This is a genomic window from Stenotrophomonas sp. 116085_Sma, assembly GCF_056479585.1.
On the sequence record NZ_CM151057.1, the window covers coordinates 3,481,536 to 3,499,998 of the forward strand.

Consider the following 18,463-nt stretch of genomic DNA (forward strand, 5'->3'; position numbering starts at 1 on the left):
CGGCGGCTGATGCGCCGACCGACTTGCCGACGGACACGGCGGCTGATGCGCCGACCGACTTGCCGACGGACACGGCGGCTGATGCGCCGACCGACTTGCTGGTAGAGTCGACTGTTAGTCGACTGCTCTTCCTACAGATCGCGAAAACCCCGCGCTACGCGCGATAGTCGACTGACAGTCGACTCTACCGATCCGGCGCCATCGTGCCGGCAAACAAAAGGCCCGGCGTTCGCCGGGCCTTCTGCATCACGCATCACGTGCGATCGATTACCAGATCACCACGCGCTTGTCGTCGGCACGCACCATCGCATCGCCCGCCTTGCATTGGAATGCAGCGGCATAGGACGGCATGTTCGACGGCGCACCGTTGGCACGGAAGTTGGCCGGGGCGTGCGGGTCGGTGTTCAGGCGGACGCGCAGCTCACCGTCGGTGAAGTTGCGGCGCCACACGGTGGCCCAGTTCATGAAGAAGCGCTGGTCCTGGCTGTGGCCATCAACTTCGACGTTCGCCTTCGGGTCTTCCTTCAGCGCCATCTGCAGCGCGTCGTAGGCTACGGTCAGGCCGCCCAGGTCGCCGATGTTCTCGCCCAGGGTCAGCTTGCCCTTCACGAACACGCCCGGCACCGCCTCATAGCCGTCGAACTGCGCGACCAGCTGGTCGGTACGCTCGGTAAAGGCCTTGCGGTCGGCGTCGGTCCACCAGTTGTCGAAGTTGCCGTTGGCGGCGAACTGGCTGCCCGAGTCGTCGTAGCCGTGCATCATTTCGTGGCCGATGACCGCACCGATGCCGCCGTAGTTCAGCGCCGGATCGGCCTTGGCGTCGAAGAACGGCGCCTGCAGGATGGCGGCCGGGAACACGATCTCGTTCTTGGTGGCGTTGTAGTACGCGTTGACGGTCTGCGGGGTCATGCCCCACTCGGTCTTGTCCACCGGCTTGCCGATCTTGTCCAGCATGTAGCGGTAATTGAACGCGCGCGCGGCCTGCATGTTGCCCAGGTAGCTGTCGCCGTTGGTCTGCAGGCCGGTCCACTCACGCCACTTGTCCGGATAACCGATCTTCGGGGTGAAGCTGGCCCACTTCTCCAGTGCCTTCTTCTTGGTTTCTTCGCCCATCCACGGCAGCTGCTCCAGGCGCGCCTTCAGCGCCTGCGACAGGTTTTCCACCAGATGCTGCATGGCCACCTTGGATTCGGCAGGGAACACGGCGTCGACATACAGCTGGCCCAGGGCTTCACCCATGCCACCGTTGACCGACTCCAGCACGCGCTTCCAGCGCGGCTGCATTTCCTTCTGGCCACGCAGGGTGGTGCCGTAGAAATCGAAATTGGCCTTCTCGAACTGGCTGCTCAGGTACGGCGAAGCATCGTCGATGGTGTGGAAGCGCAGGTAGGCCTGCCAGGTGCTGGCCGGCACATCGGCCAGCATCTTGTCCATTTCACCGAAGAAGCCCGGCTGGGCCAGCGAGAACTTCTGCGCGGCCGGCACCTTCAGGGTGTCGAACAGCGCCGTCCAGCTGAAGTTCGGGGTCAGCTTGTCGGCGTCGGCGGCGCTGAGCGGGTTGTAGCGCTTGGCCGGGTCACGCATTTCGATGCGCGACATCGAGGCCTTGGCCAGGCGGGTTTCAAAGGCCATCACGGCCTTGGCCTGCTCGGTGGCCTGTGCAGCGTCCACGCCGGACAGGGTCAGCACCTGTGCGATGTAGGCCACGTAGGCGTCGCGGATCTTGGCCTGCGCGTCGTCGAAGTAGTAGCCCTTCTCCGGCAGGCCGAGGCCGCCCTGGCCGACGTAGGCGATGACGTTGGCCGAATCCTTGTAGTCGGCATTGGCGAACAGCGAGAACAGCACGCCCTTGCCCTCGGCCTGGCTGTCGCGCAGGTACTGGGTGATGGCAGCCGTGTCGTTCAGCGCGGTGATCTTGTCCAGCTGCGGCTGCAGCGGCGCCAGGCCGGCGGCTTCGATCTTGGCTTCGTCGTTGCCGGTCTTCCAGATGTCACCGATCTTGGCTTCCACCGAACCGGCCTTGGCCTGGCTGGCGGCGGCCTGCTGCACCAGCGCGTGCTGCACTTCCAGCGAGCGCTCGCGCAGGATCTCGAAGCTGCCCCAGGTGGTCTGGTCGCCCGGCACCGGGTTGGCCTTCAGCCACTTGCTGTTGACGAAGCCATTGAGGTCGGTACAGGCCGAAATGGCCAGATCCAGGTCGGCGCTGTTGAGCGAGATCAGCGGGGTCTTGATCTGCGACTGGTCGAAGGCCGGCTTGGCGTCGGCGTGGGCAGCCGGCGCGGATTCATTCTTGCCACAGGCGGCCAGCGAGGCAGCAATGGCGATGGTCAGGCCCAGCGGGGCCAGGTTGCGGAAGTTCATGAGGCTCTCCTGCGGGTAATTTCACAGGGTAGCCGGGAAGGCCCAGCGCGGGGACCGGCCAAAGGTCACAGGACGCCTCTCTGTAGAGTCGAACCATGCTCGACTGCTCTCCGTTCCGGTTTCATGCCACTTGTGGCAAGAGGCCCAAAAAGCAGTCGAGCATGGCTCGACTCTACAAAATCAAGAAGGCCGGCTTGCGCCGGCCTTCTGCCTTACTTCGCCTTGCCCTGGTTGGCCACGGCTTCGGCGGCCTTGCGCGCCGCTTCCGGGTCGCCCAGGTAGCGGAACGACTTCACCGTCAGATCGTCGTTCAGTTCGAACAGCAGCGGAATTCCGGTCGGGATGTTCAGCTCGAGGATTTCCTCGCGCGAGACGTTGTTGAGGTACTTGTACAGCGCGCGCAGCGAGTTGCCGTGGGCGGTGACCAGCACGGTCTTGCCGTCCTTCAGCTGCGGCGCGATGGCGTCATGCCAGTACGGCAGCACGCGGTCCAGGGTGGTGGCCAGCGATTCGGTGCCCGGCAACGCGTTGCGATCGAGGCCGGCATAGCGGCGGTCATGGATCGGGTGGCCCGGATCTTCCAGGTCCATGGCCGGCGGCGGGATGTCGTACGACCGGCGCCACACCTTGACCTGGTCCTCGCCGTGCTTGGCGGCGGTCTCGGCCTTGTCCAGGCCCTGCAGGCCGCCGTAGTGGCGCTCGTTGAGCCGCCAGGACTTGTTCACCGGCAGCCAGTCCTGCTCCAGCTCGGCCAGCGCACCCTGCAGGGTGTGGATGGCGCGCTTCAGCACGGAGGTGTGGGCGACGTCGAACTGCAGGCCTTCCTCGCGCATCAGGCGACCGGCGGCGGCCGCTTCCCGGCGCCCCTGCTCGGTCAGGTCGACATCGACCCAGCCGGTGAAGCGGTTGTCCAGGTTCCACTGGCTCTGGCCATGGCGCAACAGTACGAGTTTACGGGTCACTGCAGGGTCTCCAACGCGAGGAAAGGCAGGCCACCATTGTAGCCCCGGGCGCCGCTCACCGGGCCGTGGCGTTGCCCATGCCATGCTGTGGCCAATGAATACGGTGATCGACCCCGGACGCTGGGAAGGCAGCGTCGCCACTGCCCGCGCGCAGCAGACCCAGCTTGCCAGCCGCGTGGAGCGCAAGGACCGGTTGCCCCGCGATGTGCGCTGGCTGGCCGGGCTGGATGTCGGCTTCGAAGACAACGGCGCCACCACCCGCGCCGCAGCGGTGCTGCTGGACGCGAATACGCTGCAGCCCGTGGCGCAGGAGATCGCGCGGATTCCAACGGTGATGCCGTACATCCCCGGCCTGCTCAGCTTCCGCGAACTGCCAGCGTTGTTGGCCGCGCTGACGCTGCTGCCGCGCACGCCGGACCTGGTGTTCGTCGACGGCCACGGCATCAGCCATCCACGCCGGTTGGGCGTGGCCGCGCACCTGGGCGTGGTCACCGACCTGCCCAGCATCGGCGTCGCAAAGTCGAAACTGGTGGGCCGGTTCATCGAGCCGGGCGCCGAGGCCGGCGCGCATGCGCCACTGCGGGATGGCGATGAACAACTGGGCTGGGTGCTGCGCAGCAAGGTGCGCTGCAAGCCGCTGTTCGTGGCCGGCGGCCATCGGGTCAGTGCCGATACCGCGCTGGACTGGGTGCAGCGCACCCTGCGCGGTTACCGGCTGCCGGAGCCGACCCGGCTGGCGGACCGGCTGGCCTCGCGACGGGACGAATAGCTGCGCCGGGCCTCTCCCGGCGCGCGCGTCATCTTCGATCAGCGATGCACGTGGCCGCGATGCCCTTGTGCGTCTTCGCCGTGGTCATGACCTTCATGGCCCTCGTGCTCGCCGCCCTTGGCCGGCGCCGGTTCACCGCAGGCCTCGCCGCAGTGGTCGGCCTCGATCTGCAGCGTCACGTGCTCGATGCCGAAATCATCGTGCAGGCGCGCGCCCAGCTCACGGCGCAGCGCATCGGCATCGGTGCCGTCGCGCATCACGACATGCGCGGTCAGCGCTGGCGTGCTGGAGGCCAGCGCCCACACGTGCAGGTCATGCACGTCCAGCACCGCGGCATGCCCGGACAGGCTGTCGCGCACCTTGGCCACGTCCATGCCCTTGGGCACGCCTTCCAGCAGCACGTTGATCGCCTCGCGCATCAGCACCCAGGTGCGCGGCAGCACCCACAGGCCGATCAGCACGGCCAGGATCGGATCGATCGGCTTCCAGCCGGTGAACTGGATCAGCAACGCACCGGCGATCACTGCCACCGAGCCGAGCATGTCCGCCCACACTTCCAGGTAGGCGCCCTTCACGTTGAGGCTCTCGCCACTGCCGGCCTGCAGCAGGCGCATCGAGATCAGGTTGATGACCAGGCCCGCAGCCGCGATCACCAGCATGCCGGTGGAGGCGATCTCCTGCGGCTTGCTGAAGCGCCCGACGGCTTCCCACAGGATGTAGCCGGCAACCACGAACAGCATCGCGCCGTTGATCATCGCGCCCAGTGCTTCCAGGCGCGCGTAGCCATAGGTGCGGCGCGCATCCGGCGGGCGCCGGCTCAGCCGCACCGCGATCAGCGCGATCATCAGCGCCAATGCGTCGGTGGCCATGTGGGCCGCATCGGACAACAGCGCCAGGCTGTTGGTCCAGAACGCGCCCACCACCTCGACGACGAGGAAGGTGGAGGTCAGGCCGAGCGCCCACCACAAGGGCTTCTCGTGGCGGATCTCGGACGGCAGGTGGTCGTGGTCGTGGCCCATGGCAACAGCTCCTTTGCGATGGAGGCAGGCTACGCTGGCGACCGTGGGGAAACTATCACGGTGTTTATAACATTGCAGAATCCACGGCGCCGGTCGCTGAAGGTTGCGCCTGCGCCGGGCCACACTATGATGGCCGTAGCCCCTCTGGACGGGGAACGGGCGGCCAGATCGCTTCGGCGTTGCTGCCCGCAATGGACACCCAAGCACAAGGAATCTGGAACATGTGGACTACCAAGACCCCCTGGGTCGCCGTCGCTGTGGCCTGCGCGCTGGGTATGGCCGCAGGCGCCTCGGCCAAGACCTGCCAACAGAACTTCCAGGCGGTAGGCGATCCCCGCAATGGCCAGTTCTTCACCTCCGAAGTCACCCTTCCCGGCCTGAAGCCCCGCAGTGCCCTGGGCCAGCTCCGCAAGGCAGCGCTTGATGAGGGCAACAACTTCGTCAGCGGTGATGTCATCACCGAGACCGAAGGCCAGATGTACGTGCTGCAGACCGACACGAAGATGCCGCTGGTCAGCATCATCACCGCCTCCAATGGCGGCAACGTGGTGGTCGGCACCAAGCTGTCCCGCGGACAGACCGCCAAGGAAGAGGACGCACGCAGCGCGCTGTGCGGCTGGCTGGACAAGCTCAAGACCGGCCCCGAAGGCGAGGCGATCGCCGAAGCCGTACGTGTCTCCAGCGGCTTCGACAAGCCGATCCAGGCCACCGCGGTCGGCATGTCCACCGAAATGGGCAAGGACGCCAAGCGGCTGCAGCGGGAAATCAACACCGCACCGCTCAGGGCACTGTTCTCCGGCACCAGTACCCCGCCGGATACCGATGCGATGTACCAGCCGTTGCTCGTCAAGTATTTCGGCCGTCGTTTCATCATTGACGGCCAGGTCTACACCGCCCAGCCCAACCGCTTCGCCAAGACCTTCGAGGTGGGCTATCTGGTCACCAAGATGAAAGGCATCGGTGGCATCGGCGGGCGCCAGTCGAACGAAGACAACAACGCCAACTTCACCGTGCACTGTGCGCTTGCGCCGGACCAGATGGCACTGGGCGCTACCCTGCGCGAGAACGACTGGGTGAAACTGGAAGGCGTGGTCGACAAGATGGACACCGGTGGCGTCCACCTGCGCGATTGCCGGCAGGTGAAGTAGCCTTCAGGCTGCGCCGGGGAACGCCCCGGCGCAGGTCTCATCGGGTCAGAACCCGAAGCGCAGGCTGGCCCAGTACGCGCGGCCCGGCTCGTTATAGGTCGCCGCACCAGCATCACTGCTGTTGGCCTCGCGGAACAGGCGCTTGTCGGCCAGGTTGTTCACACCGAAACCGAAGCTGACCGTGTCGGTCACCTTGTAGCGCGCGCTCACGCCCCAGATGTTGTAGGCGCCACGGTCCTGCAGCGCCACCGACGGATCGCACGTGCCGGTGCAGCGCGGGTCGTTGTTGATGTTGGTGGTAGCCGGTTCCTGCTTGCCGTAGAACGTACCGGTCAGCAGCAGCGACAGCTTGTCGGTGGCCTGCCAGTCGAGCATGGTGTTGATCGTGTACTTCGGGATCACCGACAACGGCTGGCGCGTGGTCTTGTTCTCGTTCTCCACCATGTAGGTGAAGTTGTTGCTCCACTTCAGGCGGTTGCCTTGCTCGCCCAGCAGCGGGATCACCAGGTTGCCTTCCAGCCCCTGCACGATCGCCTTCGGCGCGTTCTCCCAGCGGAAGATGCGGCCCTTGGTGTCGGCGGTCAGCCCGATCTGGGTGTAGCCGGCCTGGATCTTGTCCTTGTAGTCGTTGTGGAAGTAGGTCAACGACGCCTGCCAGCCGCTCTGCGGTGCCCACTCGATGCCCAGCTCCTTGTTCAGGCTGGTTTCTGCCTTCAGGTCCGCGTTGCCGCGCATGTAGCAACCGGCGCCCAGGCTCGGCAGCGCATTGGGGCAGCCGTTGCCGCGGGTGTAGTACAGATAGTCCGGATTGGACTGGTACAGGTTCGGTGCCTTGAACGCACGTGCGACACCGCCCTTCACCACCCAGTCGCTGTTGATGCGGAACTGCGCGTTGAGGCTGGGGCTGGTGTTGTTGCCGAACTGGCTGTGGTGGTCGAAACGCAGGCCCGGGGTAACGATCCAGCGCTCACCGAGGTAGATGTTGTCTTCGACGAACACGGCGGTGGTCTGCGCATCGGACTTGCCGCGCGCGCGATCGGCCGACAGGCCCGGGAAGCCGCCGCCGCTGGTGCTGGACTGGCTCATCGAGTACGGGTCGGTCAGGCGGCTGTCCAGGTATTCAAAGCCCAGCGTCCAGATGTTCTCGGCGCCGCCCAGCGTGGTCGGGAAGCTCACTTCGCCATCCAGCTGGTAGTTGCGCAGGCGCGAAGTCGACCAGTCGGTGCCGTTGAAGCTGCCTTCCGGGCCACCGGCCAGGCCTTCATTGATGCGTGAGTTGTTCACCGCCTCCACCGCAGCGGTCACCCGCGAGGTCACATCGCCCCAACGGCCACGATGGGTGACTGCGCCGGTGTTGCGGTACATGCGGTTGGTTTCCGCCTTGCCGTCGGCCAGCGCAGCCAGATCGATGCCGGTCGAAGTACCCGTGGTGCTGACCGCGCGGTCGCCGGCGTAGATGTTGCCCTGGCGGCTGGTGCCGGCTTCGATCTCGACCACCTGGTTGGCGGTCACGTCCCAGCGCAGCAGCGCGTTGACATCACGATTCTTGACGCCCTCACGACCGGCCGGTGGCACCGCGTTCGGATTGGTGGCGTACTGGCGGTTGAGATCCAGCGAATCGGCGTCGGTCTTGTTGAGGTTGCCGTACAGGCGGAACGACAGCGTGTCGGTCATCGGCCCGCTCAACTGCAGGCCGACGCGCTCGCTGCCGCCCTCGGCGCTGTGCTCGGGCACCAGGCCGTACATGTCGACCGCGCCGGTCAGATCACCGGTCGGGCGCTTGGTGATGATGTTGACCACGCCACCGGAAGCACCGGAGCCGTAGCGTGCCGCCGCCGGACCGCGCAGCACTTCGATGCGCTCGATCATCTCCGCCGGCACCCAGTTGGTATCGCCACGGGTATTGCGCTCGCCGCTGCGACCCATGCGTACTGCATCGCGGGCACCGATGCGCTTGCCATCGACCAGGATCAGGGTGTTTTCCGGGCCCATGCCACGCAGATCGATCTGGCGGTTGTTGCCGTACTGGCCCGAGGCGCTGTTGCCGGTCAGGTTGACGCCCGGCATGGTGCGCAGCAGTTCGGCGATATCGTTGGCCGGCGGGCGCCTGACGATGTCCTCGGCGGTGATGGTCGAGGTGCCCAGCGCCTGGCGCGCGATCTGCGAGGCGGTGACATGCACCGTGTCGATATCGGTGGCGTCGGTTTCGGCATGGGCGGTCAGGGCACCGCCCGCCAACAGGGCGGCAACGGCGAGCGCCAGCGGGCGCGGCGAAAGGACAACGGCAGGGGACATGGTCTGAACCTTCTGGCAGGGCAACGGGGCCTCTGGCAAAGGGCTTGAGGCAACGACGAGGGGGAGGCGCGGAACGTTGCTGCAGGCACCTGCACCCCGCTCCGTGCGCGCATTCTCCCATCAATGAGATTGATTCTCAAATGCGTTCACTCATTGCCGCAGCGGCCCCGATGTGGTTTGCGCACCGTGCAACCCTGCACCGCGCGTAAACTGGCCGGCTAACCCGCCATCAACCGCACGCCACCGCGGCCGATACCCGTGGTTTGTCGTACGCAGTCAGAGATCGACGTGGAAACACCCCAACTGGATGAAGCCAGCCAACCGCTGGCCGAGGCGTGGCAGCTGTGCCTGCAGCAGGCCGGCCCCGCCGCCACTGCGCTGCTGCACGCCGCCGCCGCGGACGCGCCACCGGCGCTCGCCGGGCGCTTCTATGAAGTGCTGCTGCAGGATGGCCGCGCGCGCCGCTTCCTGTCCCACGAACAGGTCAAGCAACGCCTGCAGCCGGCGATGCAACGCTGGCTGGTGCAGCTGCTGACCACCGACACCGCCGGCGTGGTCGCCACCGTCGCCTCGCAGCGGGTGATCGGCGACGTGCATGCGCGGGTCGGCATTCCGGTCGATCTGGTCACCCGCGGCGCACGCGTGCTCAAGCACGAACTGTTCCTGCGCCTGCGCGACGATGCACCCGACAGCGCGACCGCATTCGCCGCCATCGACTGCCTCAGCGCGATCATGGACATCGCCATGGAAGGCATGACCCTGGCCTACACCCATGCGCGCGAGCGCTCCACCCGTGCCGACGCCGCCTACCGGCTGTTCTCGCTGGTACAGAACGTCGGTACCGAACGCGAGCGCCAGCGCGCACTGCTGCTGGACTGGGAGAACGCCCTGCTCTACGCACTCGCCGGCCACGTGCAGGCCAGCGACAATGCCAGCCTGGCCACCTCGGAGTTTGGCCTGTGGTTCACCCACAAGGGCATCCCCAGCTTCGGCGAAAGCAGCGAAACGCAGCAGGTGGGCCAGTTGATGGCCCGCATTGACAGCCACCTGCAGCGCGCGAGCGGCGATGCTCCGGCGCAGCGACTGGCGGTGCTGCCGGCCATCCGCGAGGACCTGGCCGCGATCCGCACCCTGATGACGCTGCTGTTCGAACGCATCGGCGAACTGGATGCCGGCAGCGATGCCCTGACCAACCTGCTCAACCGCCGCTTCCTGCCCACCGTGCTGCGCCGGGAAATCGAGCTGGCCACCCGCAACCGCACGCCGTTCTCGCTGCTGCTGCTCGACCTGGATCATTTCAAGGCAATCAACGACGGCCACGGCCACGATGCCGGCGATCGCGCGTTGCAGCATGTGGCCGGCCTGCTGGGGCAGCTCACACGCGGCAGTGACTACCTGTTCCGCTATGGCGGTGAGGAGTTCGTGGTGGTGCTGGTTGCGGCCAGCGAATCACAGGCCGGGGTGATTGCCGAAAGCCTGCGCAGGCAGATCGCGCACTCGCCGGTGGCGCTGGCCAACGGGCAGGTACTGGAACTGACCGCCAGCATCGGCGTGGCGGGCCATGACGGCCACCCGGACTACGAGCGGCTGATGGCACGCGCCGACGCTGCGATGTACGAGGCCAAGCGCAGTGGCCGCAACCGGGTGGTGGTGGCCAGCGACGCCCTGCAGGATGCGCCGGGACGGCGTGCGCTGCAGCGGTGAACCGGCGGAAATGAAACATCCCGGTGGCGTGTAGAGTCGACTGTCAGTCGACTATCGCGCGCAGCGCGGGGTTTTTCGCAAAGTGACGGAAGAGCAGTCGCCTAACAGTCGACTCTACCGCTTCGCACCGCGGCCGATGCATTGAGCGCCACCACTCGCCACGCCGCCCACCACAGCAGCGCCAGCAACGCGATGCCGGCCCCCAGCATGCAGACCGCCGACCAGCCATGGCGCGCCTGCATCCAGGGCCCGGCCGCCGCGCCCGCACCGCTGCCCATCGCATAGAACAGCATGTACAGCGCCACCAGGCGTCCATGCTGTTCACCGGGCGCGCGCAGCAGCAGCGCCTGGTTGGCGACGTGCAGTGCCTGACCGCCCAGATCCAGCACCACCACGCCCAGCAGCAGCAACGCCAGCGACTGCGGCAGGCCCAGCAGCGGCCACCACGCGGCGAGCATCAGCAGCAGCGCTCCGAGGCTGACCCGATGTGCGAATCCACGGTCCATCCAGTGCCCGACCCGCGCCACCATCAACGCACCAACCACGCCGGCCAGGCCCAGGCAGCCAATGGCTGCGGTGGACCAATGCAAAGGCGGGGCCGACAACGGCAACGGGGCGGCCGCCCAGAACACGTTGAGCCCAGCAAACAGCAGCAGTGCCAGTGGCCCACGCTCGCGCAGCGTTCGGTCGGTACGCAGCATGCCCAGCATCGAGCCCAGCAGCTCGCGCCAGCGTGGGGGGACTTCCGGCACCGGCACTGCGGGCAGGCGCCGCCACAACAGCACCGCCAGGGTTGCCATCACCAGCGCCGACAGCAGATACACCGCCTGCCAGCCCAATGCTGCCGCCACCGTACCCGACACCACACGCGCCATCAGCAGCCCGATGAATACACCTCCCTGCACCACGCCCACGATGCGTCCGCGTTGCTCGGGCGGAGCCAGTGTTGCCGTGTAGGCAATAAGCCCCTGCGTCAGCGCCGTGCCAAGCAGCCCGGTCAGCAGCATGCCCGACAACAGCCAGGTCGCCGTGCGGGCCGTCGCCAGCCACAGCAAGGCCAGCACCAGCACCATCAGCTGCAACCGCAGCAGGCGTCGCCGATCACCGCGATCGGCCAGCGGCAACAGCCCCAGCAATGCCAGCACACTGCCCGCCTGGGTAGCCGCCAGCACCGCACCGGCCACTGCACGGTCCAGTGCAAAGGTGCGCGCAAGCTGGTCCAGCAACGGCTGCGCGTAATAGACATTGGCGACGCTGGCGCCGGCGGCGATTGCCAGCAGCACCAGCAGGGATTGGGGCATCGGAGCGGGGCTCATAATGTAGTTGCAATTTGAAACCTGATGCAGGCTAGCGCCAAAGGTTTTAAACTGCAACCACATTTGGAGATACACCCATGCACGCCAACAGCCCCTGCCCCGTCGCCCGCAGCGCCGACCTGCTCGGTGATCGCTGGGCCTTGCTGGTGATCCGCGACGCGTTCGACGGCGTCACCCGCTTCAGCGACTTCCAGCGCAGCCTCGGCGCGGCACGCAACATCCTCAGTGACCGCCTGCGCAGGCTGGTCGATGCCGGCATCCTGCAGCTGCAACCGGCCTCCGACGGTTCGGCCTACCAGGAATACGTGCTCACTGCCGCCGGACTGGAACTGTTTCCGCTGCTGGTCGCGCTGCGCCAGTGGGGCGAGCGGCATTGCTTCGAGGCCGGTGAGCCCCATTCCCAACTGATCGAATCGAGTACGCGGCGGCCCTTGCCCTACATGCAGCCACACGGCCGCAACGGCGAGCCGCTGCAGGCCACCCACACCCACGTGCGCAAGCTCAAGGATGCTGGCGGCGGGGCCTGACCCGCCCACTCGCGCACACCAGGGAACGCCAGCGCCGGGTAGCATCGGATCTTTCCGCTGCTGGATGCCGCCGATGTCGCGCTATCACCCTTCCCTGCTGACCGCCCTGCTGGCGCCACTGCTGGCCTGCGCGGCCGGAACCACGCAGGCCCGCGAGGTCGCCGCACCGGCCGACCATGTACAGGCCGATGGACCGTATGTGTTCCGCAAGGGCGAGCAACTGCAGGCGAAGTGGATCTGTGCGGACAAGGTCGAGTCGCGCACCCTGCCCATCAGCAAGGCGGGGACCGATATCGCAGCACGCTGCGGCTATGAGCATACCGTGCACGTAGACGCACCCAATGCCGCCTCGGTCTCCATACTGCCGGCGGTCCCTCGCATCGTCGCGCTGTCCGACATCCACGGCCAATATGGGCTGCTGGTGCGCCTGCTGCGCGCCAACCGGGTCATCGACGCACAGGACCGCTGGGCGCTGGGCAAGGACACCCTGGTCATCGCCGGCGACGTCTTCGACCGCGGCCCGCAGGTGACCGAGGCATTCTGGCTGCTGTACGGCCTGCAGCAGCAGGCAGCTGCGGCCGGTGGCGCGGTGCACTTCGTGCTCGGCAACCACGAAACCATGGTGCTGTACGACGACCTGCGCTACGTCAACCCGAAGTACCTGCGCAGCGCCAAGCTGCTCGGCCGCAGCTACCCGCAGCTGTACGGTGCCGATTCGGTGATCGGGCAGTGGCTGCGTACCCGCCCGGTACTGCTGAAGATCGGTGACACCCTGTTCCTGCACGGCGGCATCTCGCCCGAAGCCGTCGAGCTGGCGCTGGACCCGGCACGCACCAACGCGGCCTACCAGGCGTCGCTGGGCTTGCCCAAGGCCGAAGTTAAAGCCGATCCGGCCACCGCTCCGCTGTATGACGGCAAGACCAGCCCGATCTGGTACCGCGGCTACTTCGATGGCCGCCTCGACACCGCAGGGGTGCAGAACGTGCTCGACCGCCTGAAGCTCTCGCGCATCGTGGTCGGCCACACCTCGATGCCGCACGTCAGCAGCTTCCATGGCGACCGCGTGATCGCGATCGACAGCAGCATCAAGAACGGCGAGAACGGCGAACTGCTGTTCATCGAAGATGGCAAACTCAGCCGTGGCCTGCTGGACGGTTCGCGGGTGCCGCTGGCGCAGGGCGAGCCCGGCCTTCAGGACTGAATGGACGGACAGCGCGACGGCGTACGGCGCCGCCGCCGCGTTCCACCTTCACCCGGTTTGCGGCTACCCTCGGCAGCCGAGAGGCCCACCCCGTCCATCCGGTGGGCCTGACCGTTACAGGAGCCCCGCGCATGCGCGTTCTGATTGCTGAAGACGACCCGGACATCGCCTCCGGCCTGTGCGCCTCGCTGCGCCGGCAGGGGCACGTGGTCGACCACGTCGACAATGGCGCGCACGCCGACGCTGCCCTGGGCTCGACCCAGTACGCACTACTGGTGCTGGACCTGGGCCTGCCGCAGCTGGATGGCCGCGACGTGCTGCAGCGCCTGCGCCAGCGCGGTGATGGCCTGGCTGTGCTGGTGGTGACCGCCCGCGACGGCCTGGCCGAACGCGTGCGCGTGCTCGACCTGGGTGCCGACGACTACCTGGTCAAGCCGTTCGCGCTGGACGAATTCGAAGCACGCGTGCGTGCCCAGCTGCGCCGGGTCACCAGCAATGGCAACCCGGACCTGCGCATCGGCCGCCTGCGCCTGGACCTGGCCGGGCACCGGGTGTGGATCGACGACCAGTCGCTGGAACTGACCGCGCGCGAATTCGGCCTGCTGTCAGCGCTGGCGGTACGCGCCGAGCGCATCGTATCGCGCGCGCAGCTGGTGGAAGCGTTGTGCGACTGGGGCCAGGACCTGACCGACAACGGCCTGGACATCGCCCTGCACCGCCTGCGCCGCAAGCTGCAACCCGGCGGGATGGGCATACGCACCGTGCGCGGGCTGGGCTACATGCTGGAAGACGCGCAGGACGACAGCACCCCGTGATCAGTGGACCGCCCAGCCTGCGCCGGCGCCTGCTCGCCTTCCTGGCGCTGCCGATGCTGGGCCTGCTCACCTTCAACACGATCCTGGCCTATTACGTTGCGCTGGACTATTCCAACCGCATCCACGACCGCAACCTGATCGACGACACCCACTCGTTCGCGCAGATGCTGAGCACCATGCCGGTGACCAGCGACCTGTCACCACAGGCGCGCTTCCTGATCGAGTACGACCCCGACGGCCATCGTTATTTCAACGTCGACAGCAGCCGCAAGGGTACGCTCAGCGGCAATGCAGACTTCAGCCCGTACGCCCCTTCGCAGGACTGCACCGGCGTGCATCCGGCCCTGTACGACGGTCACCTCAACGGCCAGCAGGTACGCATGGCCACTGTCTGCACGCAGGCGATGAATGATCCGCAGGACCAGCTGGCAGTGACCGTGGCCGAGAGCATGGCCGACCGACGCCAGCGCGCACGCGAGATCCTGATGATCATCATTCCGCTGATGACCATGCTGGCGCTGGGCACCGCCGCGCTGGTCTGGTTCGGCGTGACCTACGGCCTGCGCATCCTGACCCCGCTGAGGACCCGGCTGGCGCAGCGCCGCGGCGAGCTGGCGCCGATTTCCGATGCCGACGTGCCGGAAGAGATCCAGCCGCTGATCAGCACCATCGACGATCTGTTCGCGCGCCAGGCGGAAATGATCACCCTGCAGAACCGCTTCATCGCCGACGCTGCACACCAGCTGCGCTCGCCGTTGGCCGGAATGGCCCTGCACGTGGACCAGGCGCTGGCGCACGGCGACCCGGACACGGTGCGCGAGGCACTGCAGCACATCCGCCGGCTCAACCAGCGCACCGCGCGGGTCAGCACCCAGCTGCTGGCGCTGAGCCGAGCCCAGACCGTGCCGGATACCGTGGAAGCACTCGACCTGTGCGAACTGATACCGCAGTGGGTCGGCATGCGGGTCCCGGAAGCGATCCGTGATGGCATTGATCTCGGATACCGCGGCAGCCCCCAGCCGCTGCGCGTGCTGGGCAACGGTGCCATGCTGCAGGAAGCAATGGACAACCTGATCGACAACGCCCTGCGCTATGCGGGCCGTGAAGCCACCGTCACAGTCGGCGTGCACGCACTGGACGACAATGATGTCGAACTCTATGTGGAAGACAACGGCCCAGGCGTCCCGGAAGACGTGATGCCGCGCCTCGGCGAGCGCTTCTTCCGCGCCCCTGGCACCACTGCCAGCGGCACCGGGCTGGGCCTGGCCATCGCGCACGAGGCGGTGGAGCACTTCGGCGGTCGCCTGAGCTTCCTCAACCGCCCGGGTGGCGGGCTCAAGGTCGCCATCACGCTGCCGCTGCTGAAGGCCCCCTGACCCGGCCCGGGGCGCTGAAAGGCTGGTGAAAATCACGCTTGCGATCCTGCCATCCCCACTGCCGTCCCGGAGCCGCCAGGTGACCGAATCGCACGACTTCTTCCTCCCCGGTGGCCCGCAGGGCGTGCTGCTGGTCCACGGCCTGACCGGCACCCCGGCGGAAATGCGCATGCTGGGCAAGGGGTTGAACAACGCCGGTTTCACCGTGCACGGCGTGCAGCTGCCCGGCCATTGCGGCACCGTGGATGACCTGCTGGCGACCACCTGGGAACAGTGGTACCAGGGCGTGGAAGATGCGGCGGCAAACCTGCGCGGCAAGGTCGACCAGCTGTTCGTCGGTGGCCTGTCGATGGGCGCGGTACTTTCGCTGGCGTTGGCGGCACGTCGCCCGGAATGGGTGTCCGGCGTGGGCGTATACGGCGCCACGTTCCGCTACGACGGTTGGAACATTCCCGCCGTGGCCCGCTTCTCGTTCCTGCTGCCGTGGTTCAAGCGCTTCAACATCGGCCGCGACCGCATGTTCATGGAAGAACCGCCGTACGGCCTGCGTGACGAGCGCCTGCGTGCGCAGGTGAGCGCCGCCATGCTGTCCGGCGACAGCGCCGCCGCTGGCCTGCCGGGCAACCCCTGGCACGCACTGGCCGAAATGCGCGCGCTCAGCCACTGGACCCGCCGCCACCTGCACCAGGTCACCGCGCCGTGCCTGGTGATGCACGCCCGCGAGGACGACGTGGCCAGCATGGGCAACGCCGAGCTGGTGATGTCGCGGGTCAGCGGCCCGAAGGAGCTGGTGGTACTGGAAGACAGCTACCACATGATCACCATCGACCGCGAACGCCGCTACGTGATCCGCCGCAGCGCCCGCTTCTTCACCGAGATCGGTGAGCGTACGGGTGTGCTCAAGGCGGTGGCCTGAGATGGGGGCACTTGCCACGCTGCTGTGGCTGGCCAACGTGGTGCTCGATACCGGCGGCCAGCTCGCCTTCAAGGCCGCCGCCAGCGACCCGCAGGACGGCGAAGGACTGCAACGCTGGAAACACATGCTCAGCCGCCCGTGGCTGTGGATCGGCATCGCCTGCTACGTGCTTGAGTTCGTCGCCTGGATCGCGTTCCTGTCACTGGTTCCGCTGTCCAAGGGCGTGCTGCTGGGCTCGATCAACATCGTCGCACTGATGATTGCCGGCCGCATCCTGTTCCGCGAGAAGCTCACCCCGCTGCGGGTGACCGGCATGCTGCTGGTCACCGCCGGCGTGGCCGTGGTGGGAGCGGGCTCATGAGGCGCCTGTATGTGATCGGCTTCCCGTTGCTGATGGCCTTCGACACGCTGGCCCAGCTGTGTTTCAAGTACGCCGGCGATGCCGCGCTGCCGGTCGAGGCCAACACGGCATGGCTGCTGCGCGTGCTGTCGCAGCCGTGGGTGTACGGCGCCATCCTTGGCTACGTCGGTGCATTCTTCACTTGGATGAGCCTGCTGCGGCATGCGCCGATCGGCCCAGCATTCGCGGCTTCGCACCTGGAAGTGATCAGCGTGCTGCTGCTGTCGGCCTGGCTGTTGAACGAACCGCTGACCCTGCATCACCTGGTCGGTGCGGTCCTGATCGTGGCCGGCATCGCCTGCCTGGGCCGTGCCGAAGCGGACGATCCGCATAGCCCTGCCGAAAGTACCGCATGAGCGCGTTGCGATGAGCCTGTTCGCGCGCGAGCTGCCGCCCACCGCCGGCCTGCCCATGCAGGCCAGCGACTTCCTCCCCGGCGGTGGCGACCTTCGCGCGATCCTGGCCAGCCAGCTCGGCACACCGCCGCTGCAGTTGACCTGTTCCGGCACGCACGCGCTGCTGATCGCCCTGCGCACGCTGCGCAGACGCGCGCCCAAGCGCGACACCGTGATCCTGCCGGGCTACACCTGCCCGCTGGTGCCGATCGCGGTGCACAGCCTGGGCCTGCGCGTGCAGCTGTGCGACACCCGCCCCGGCCACTTCGATTTCGATCCTGGCCAGCTCAGCCGCCTGGCCGATGCACGCACGCTGGCGATCCTGCCCACCCACCTGGGCGGGCGCATCGCCGATGTCGAGCTGGCCTGCGAGGTTGCACGCGGCGCTGGCGCGTGGGTGATCGAAGATGCCGCGCAGGCGCTCGGTGCACGCGTCGGCAATACCAGTGTCGGCCTGCGCGGCGATATCGGATTCTTCAGCCTGGCCGCCGGCAAGGGCCTGAGCCTGCACGAAGGCGGCCTGCTGGTCAGCCGCGATGACGAGCTGCGTGCCGCGCTGGCCGCACATGCCGCCGAACAGGTGCGTTCCAGCCTGCGCTGGGAACTGCTGCGCAGCGTGCAGCTACTCGGCCTGGCCGCCTGCTATCGGCCATCGCTCCTATCGATGGTGTATGGAAATCCACTGCGCAGTGCGCTGCAGCGTGGCGACCTGGAAGAAGCGGTCGGTGACATTTTCCCGCTGGAGATTCCGCAGCACCGGGTCAGCCAGTGGCGGCAGAACATCGGAGCCCATGCCGCGCGGCGGTTGCCTGCATTCCTGCAGGCAGGTCGCCTGCGTGCATTGCAGCTGCGCGTGCAGCTGGCACAGCTGCCGGCGGTGGAAGTGGTCGATGGGCTGGCCGGTACCGGCGGAACCTGGCCGATGCTGATGCTGCTGCTGCCCAGCCAGCGGGCCCGCGATGCCGTACTGGAAGACCTGTGGCCACGCGGACTCGGCGCCAGCCGCATGTTCATCCATGCCCTGCCCGACTACGCGTACCTGCGCGGCATCGTGCCGGCCGCCGAAGTGCCCAACGCACGCGACTTCGCCGCACGCATGCTGACCCTTGGCAACAGCGCCTGGCAGACCCGTGAAGAGACGGCCGAAATACTGCAGGTCCTGGCCCGCGCCTGACCCGCACGTGCATGCGTGGCCTGCGCTCCGCGCATTCATCCATGCACCTTCCTGAACGTTTTCCCAGTCCGTCGATGAAGCCTTT

Annotated in this window: 16 protein-coding genes; 11 read left to right on the forward strand and 5 right to left on the reverse strand. The window is 67.1% G+C overall.

What is annotated here, in order from left to right; translation table 11 throughout:
* Nucleotides 1-267: 267 nt before the first annotated feature.
* Both ACZK0Z_RS16345 and gpmA read right to left on the reverse strand, forming a co-directional pair.
* Nucleotides 268-2,361: a M13 family metallopeptidase gene (locus ACZK0Z_RS16345; RefSeq protein ID WP_197632029.1), complete on the reverse strand. Its 2,094-nt coding sequence runs from the start codon at nucleotides 2,359-2,361 to the stop codon at nucleotides 268-270.
* Between the two features lie 212 nt (nucleotides 2,362-2,573).
* Nucleotides 2,574-3,323, reverse strand: a complete 750-nt coding sequence (gene gpmA / locus ACZK0Z_RS16350; protein WP_004150217.1) for a 2,3-diphosphoglycerate-dependent phosphoglycerate mutase — start codon at nucleotides 3,321-3,323, stop codon at nucleotides 2,574-2,576.
* Nucleotides 3,324-3,417: 94 nt separating this feature from the next.
* Between gpmA and nfi the strand changes: the two genes are divergently transcribed.
* Entirely contained in the window at nucleotides 3,418-4,092 is a 675-nt protein-coding gene (nfi, locus tag ACZK0Z_RS16355) for a deoxyribonuclease V (protein WP_049429599.1), read from the forward strand.
* A gap of 38 nt (nucleotides 4,093-4,130) precedes the next feature.
* On the opposite strand, the gene ACZK0Z_RS16360 is transcribed toward nfi, so the two are convergent.
* Nucleotides 4,131-5,111, reverse strand: a complete 981-nt coding sequence (locus tag ACZK0Z_RS16360) for a cation diffusion facilitator family transporter (protein ID WP_049429598.1) — start codon at nucleotides 5,109-5,111, stop codon at nucleotides 4,131-4,133.
* A 221-nt stretch (nucleotides 5,112-5,332) separates the two neighbouring features.
* On the opposite strand from ACZK0Z_RS16360, the gene ACZK0Z_RS16365 reads away from it, so the two are divergent.
* Nucleotides 5,333-6,259, forward strand: a complete 927-nt coding sequence (locus tag ACZK0Z_RS16365; RefSeq protein WP_049429597.1) for a hypothetical protein — start codon at nucleotides 5,333-5,335, stop codon at nucleotides 6,257-6,259.
* Between the two features lie 45 nt (nucleotides 6,260-6,304).
* Here ACZK0Z_RS16365 and ACZK0Z_RS16370 read toward each other — a convergent pair whose 3' ends face one another.
* On the reverse strand, nucleotides 6,305-8,554 hold the full coding sequence (locus tag ACZK0Z_RS16370; protein ID WP_197632030.1) for a FepA family TonB-dependent siderophore receptor: 2,250 nt from the start codon (nucleotides 8,552-8,554) through the stop codon (nucleotides 6,305-6,307).
* A 288-nt stretch (nucleotides 8,555-8,842) separates the two neighbouring features.
* On the opposite strand from ACZK0Z_RS16370, the gene ACZK0Z_RS16375 reads away from it, so the two are divergent.
* On the forward strand, nucleotides 8,843-10,258 hold the full coding sequence (locus tag ACZK0Z_RS16375) for a diguanylate cyclase (RefSeq protein WP_197632031.1): 1,416 nt from the start codon (nucleotides 8,843-8,845) through the stop codon (nucleotides 10,256-10,258).
* Nucleotides 10,259-10,359: 101 nt separating this feature from the next.
* Here ACZK0Z_RS16375 and ACZK0Z_RS16380 read toward each other — a convergent pair whose 3' ends face one another.
* The gene (locus ACZK0Z_RS16380; protein WP_404830716.1) at nucleotides 10,360-11,559 is read right to left on the reverse strand and encodes an MFS transporter; all 1,200 of its coding nucleotides are present in this window, start codon (nucleotides 11,557-11,559) and stop codon (nucleotides 10,360-10,362) included.
* A 92-nt stretch (nucleotides 11,560-11,651) separates the two neighbouring features.
* On the opposite strand from ACZK0Z_RS16380, the gene ACZK0Z_RS16385 reads away from it, so the two are divergent.
* The 8 genes from ACZK0Z_RS16385 (at nucleotide 11,652) to ACZK0Z_RS16420 (ending at nucleotide 18,378) form a co-directional block, all read left to right on the forward strand.
* Nucleotides 11,652-12,101 carry a winged helix-turn-helix transcriptional regulator gene (locus ACZK0Z_RS16385; protein WP_049429593.1) on the forward strand — a complete coding sequence of 150 codons (450 nt, stop codon included), beginning with the start codon at nucleotides 11,652-11,654 and terminating at the stop codon, nucleotides 12,099-12,101.
* Nucleotides 12,102-12,174: 73 nt separating this feature from the next.
* Nucleotides 12,175-13,302: a metallophosphoesterase gene (locus ACZK0Z_RS16390; RefSeq protein ID WP_197632033.1), complete on the forward strand. Its 1,128-nt coding sequence runs from the start codon at nucleotides 12,175-12,177 to the stop codon at nucleotides 13,300-13,302.
* A 131-nt stretch (nucleotides 13,303-13,433) separates the two neighbouring features.
* Nucleotides 13,434-14,117 carry a response regulator gene (locus ACZK0Z_RS16395; RefSeq protein WP_088025290.1) on the forward strand — a complete coding sequence of 228 codons (684 nt, stop codon included), beginning with the start codon at nucleotides 13,434-13,436 and terminating at the stop codon, nucleotides 14,115-14,117.
* The gene (locus tag ACZK0Z_RS16400) at nucleotides 14,114-15,493 is read left to right on the forward strand and encodes a sensor histidine kinase (protein WP_049429590.1); all 1,380 of its coding nucleotides are present in this window, start codon (nucleotides 14,114-14,116) and stop codon (nucleotides 15,491-15,493) included. The genes ACZK0Z_RS16395 and ACZK0Z_RS16400 overlap by 4 nt, the downstream gene beginning before the upstream one ends.
* Nucleotides 15,494-15,572: 79 nt before the next feature.
* Nucleotides 15,573-16,409 (forward strand): alpha/beta fold hydrolase, encoded by an 837-nt coding sequence (locus ACZK0Z_RS16405; protein ID WP_197632034.1) that lies wholly within the window; start codon nucleotides 15,573-15,575, stop codon nucleotides 16,407-16,409.
* Between the two features lies 1 nt (nucleotide 16,410).
* Entirely contained in the window at nucleotides 16,411-16,770 is a 360-nt protein-coding gene (locus ACZK0Z_RS16410; protein WP_014646430.1) for an EamA family transporter, read from the forward strand.
* Nucleotides 16,767-17,165, forward strand: a complete 399-nt coding sequence (locus ACZK0Z_RS16415; RefSeq protein WP_197632035.1) for an EamA family transporter — start codon at nucleotides 16,767-16,769, stop codon at nucleotides 17,163-17,165. Before ACZK0Z_RS16410 ends, ACZK0Z_RS16415 begins: the two co-directional genes overlap by 4 nt.
* Before the next feature lie 10 nt (nucleotides 17,166-17,175).
* Nucleotides 17,176-18,378, forward strand: coding sequence for a DegT/DnrJ/EryC1/StrS family aminotransferase (locus ACZK0Z_RS16420; protein ID WP_197632036.1), 1,203 nt, complete (start codon nucleotides 17,176-17,178; stop codon nucleotides 18,376-18,378).
* Nucleotides 18,379-18,463 lie beyond the last annotated feature (85 nt).

Bases quoted from the DNA above. Each gene is read 5' to 3' on its own strand.
- ACZK0Z_RS16395 (WP_088025290.1), top strand. From the start codon at position 13,434: ATGCGCGTTCTGATTGCTGAAGACGACCCGGACATCGCCTCCGGCCTG.
- ACZK0Z_RS16370 (WP_197632030.1), bottom strand. From the start codon at position 8,554: ATGTCCCCTGCCGTTGTCCTTTCGCCGCGCCCGCTGGCGCTCGCCGTT.
- ACZK0Z_RS16420 (WP_197632036.1), top strand. From the start codon at position 17,176: ATGAGCCTGTTCGCGCGCGAGCTGCCGCCCACCGCCGGCCTGCCCATG.
- ACZK0Z_RS16380 (WP_404830716.1), bottom strand. From the start codon at position 11,559: ATGCCCCAATCCCTGCTGGTGCTGCTGGCAATCGCCGCCGGCGCCAGC.
- ACZK0Z_RS16365 (WP_049429597.1), top strand. From the start codon at position 5,333: ATGTGGACTACCAAGACCCCCTGGGTCGCCGTCGCTGTGGCCTGCGCG.
- ACZK0Z_RS16360 (WP_049429598.1), bottom strand. From the start codon at position 5,111: ATGGGCCACGACCACGACCACCTGCCGTCCGAGATCCGCCACGAGAAG.
- ACZK0Z_RS16390 (WP_197632033.1), top strand. From the start codon at position 12,175: ATGTCGCGCTATCACCCTTCCCTGCTGACCGCCCTGCTGGCGCCACTG.
- ACZK0Z_RS16410 (WP_014646430.1), top strand. From the start codon at position 16,411: ATGGGGGCACTTGCCACGCTGCTGTGGCTGGCCAACGTGGTGCTCGAT.
- nfi (WP_049429599.1), top strand. From the start codon at position 3,418: ATGAATACGGTGATCGACCCCGGACGCTGGGAAGGCAGCGTCGCCACT.
- ACZK0Z_RS16415 (WP_197632035.1), top strand. From the start codon at position 16,767: ATGAGGCGCCTGTATGTGATCGGCTTCCCGTTGCTGATGGCCTTCGAC.
- ACZK0Z_RS16385 (WP_049429593.1), top strand. From the start codon at position 11,652: ATGCACGCCAACAGCCCCTGCCCCGTCGCCCGCAGCGCCGACCTGCTC.
- ACZK0Z_RS16345 (WP_197632029.1), bottom strand. From the start codon at position 2,361: ATGAACTTCCGCAACCTGGCCCCGCTGGGCCTGACCATCGCCATTGCT.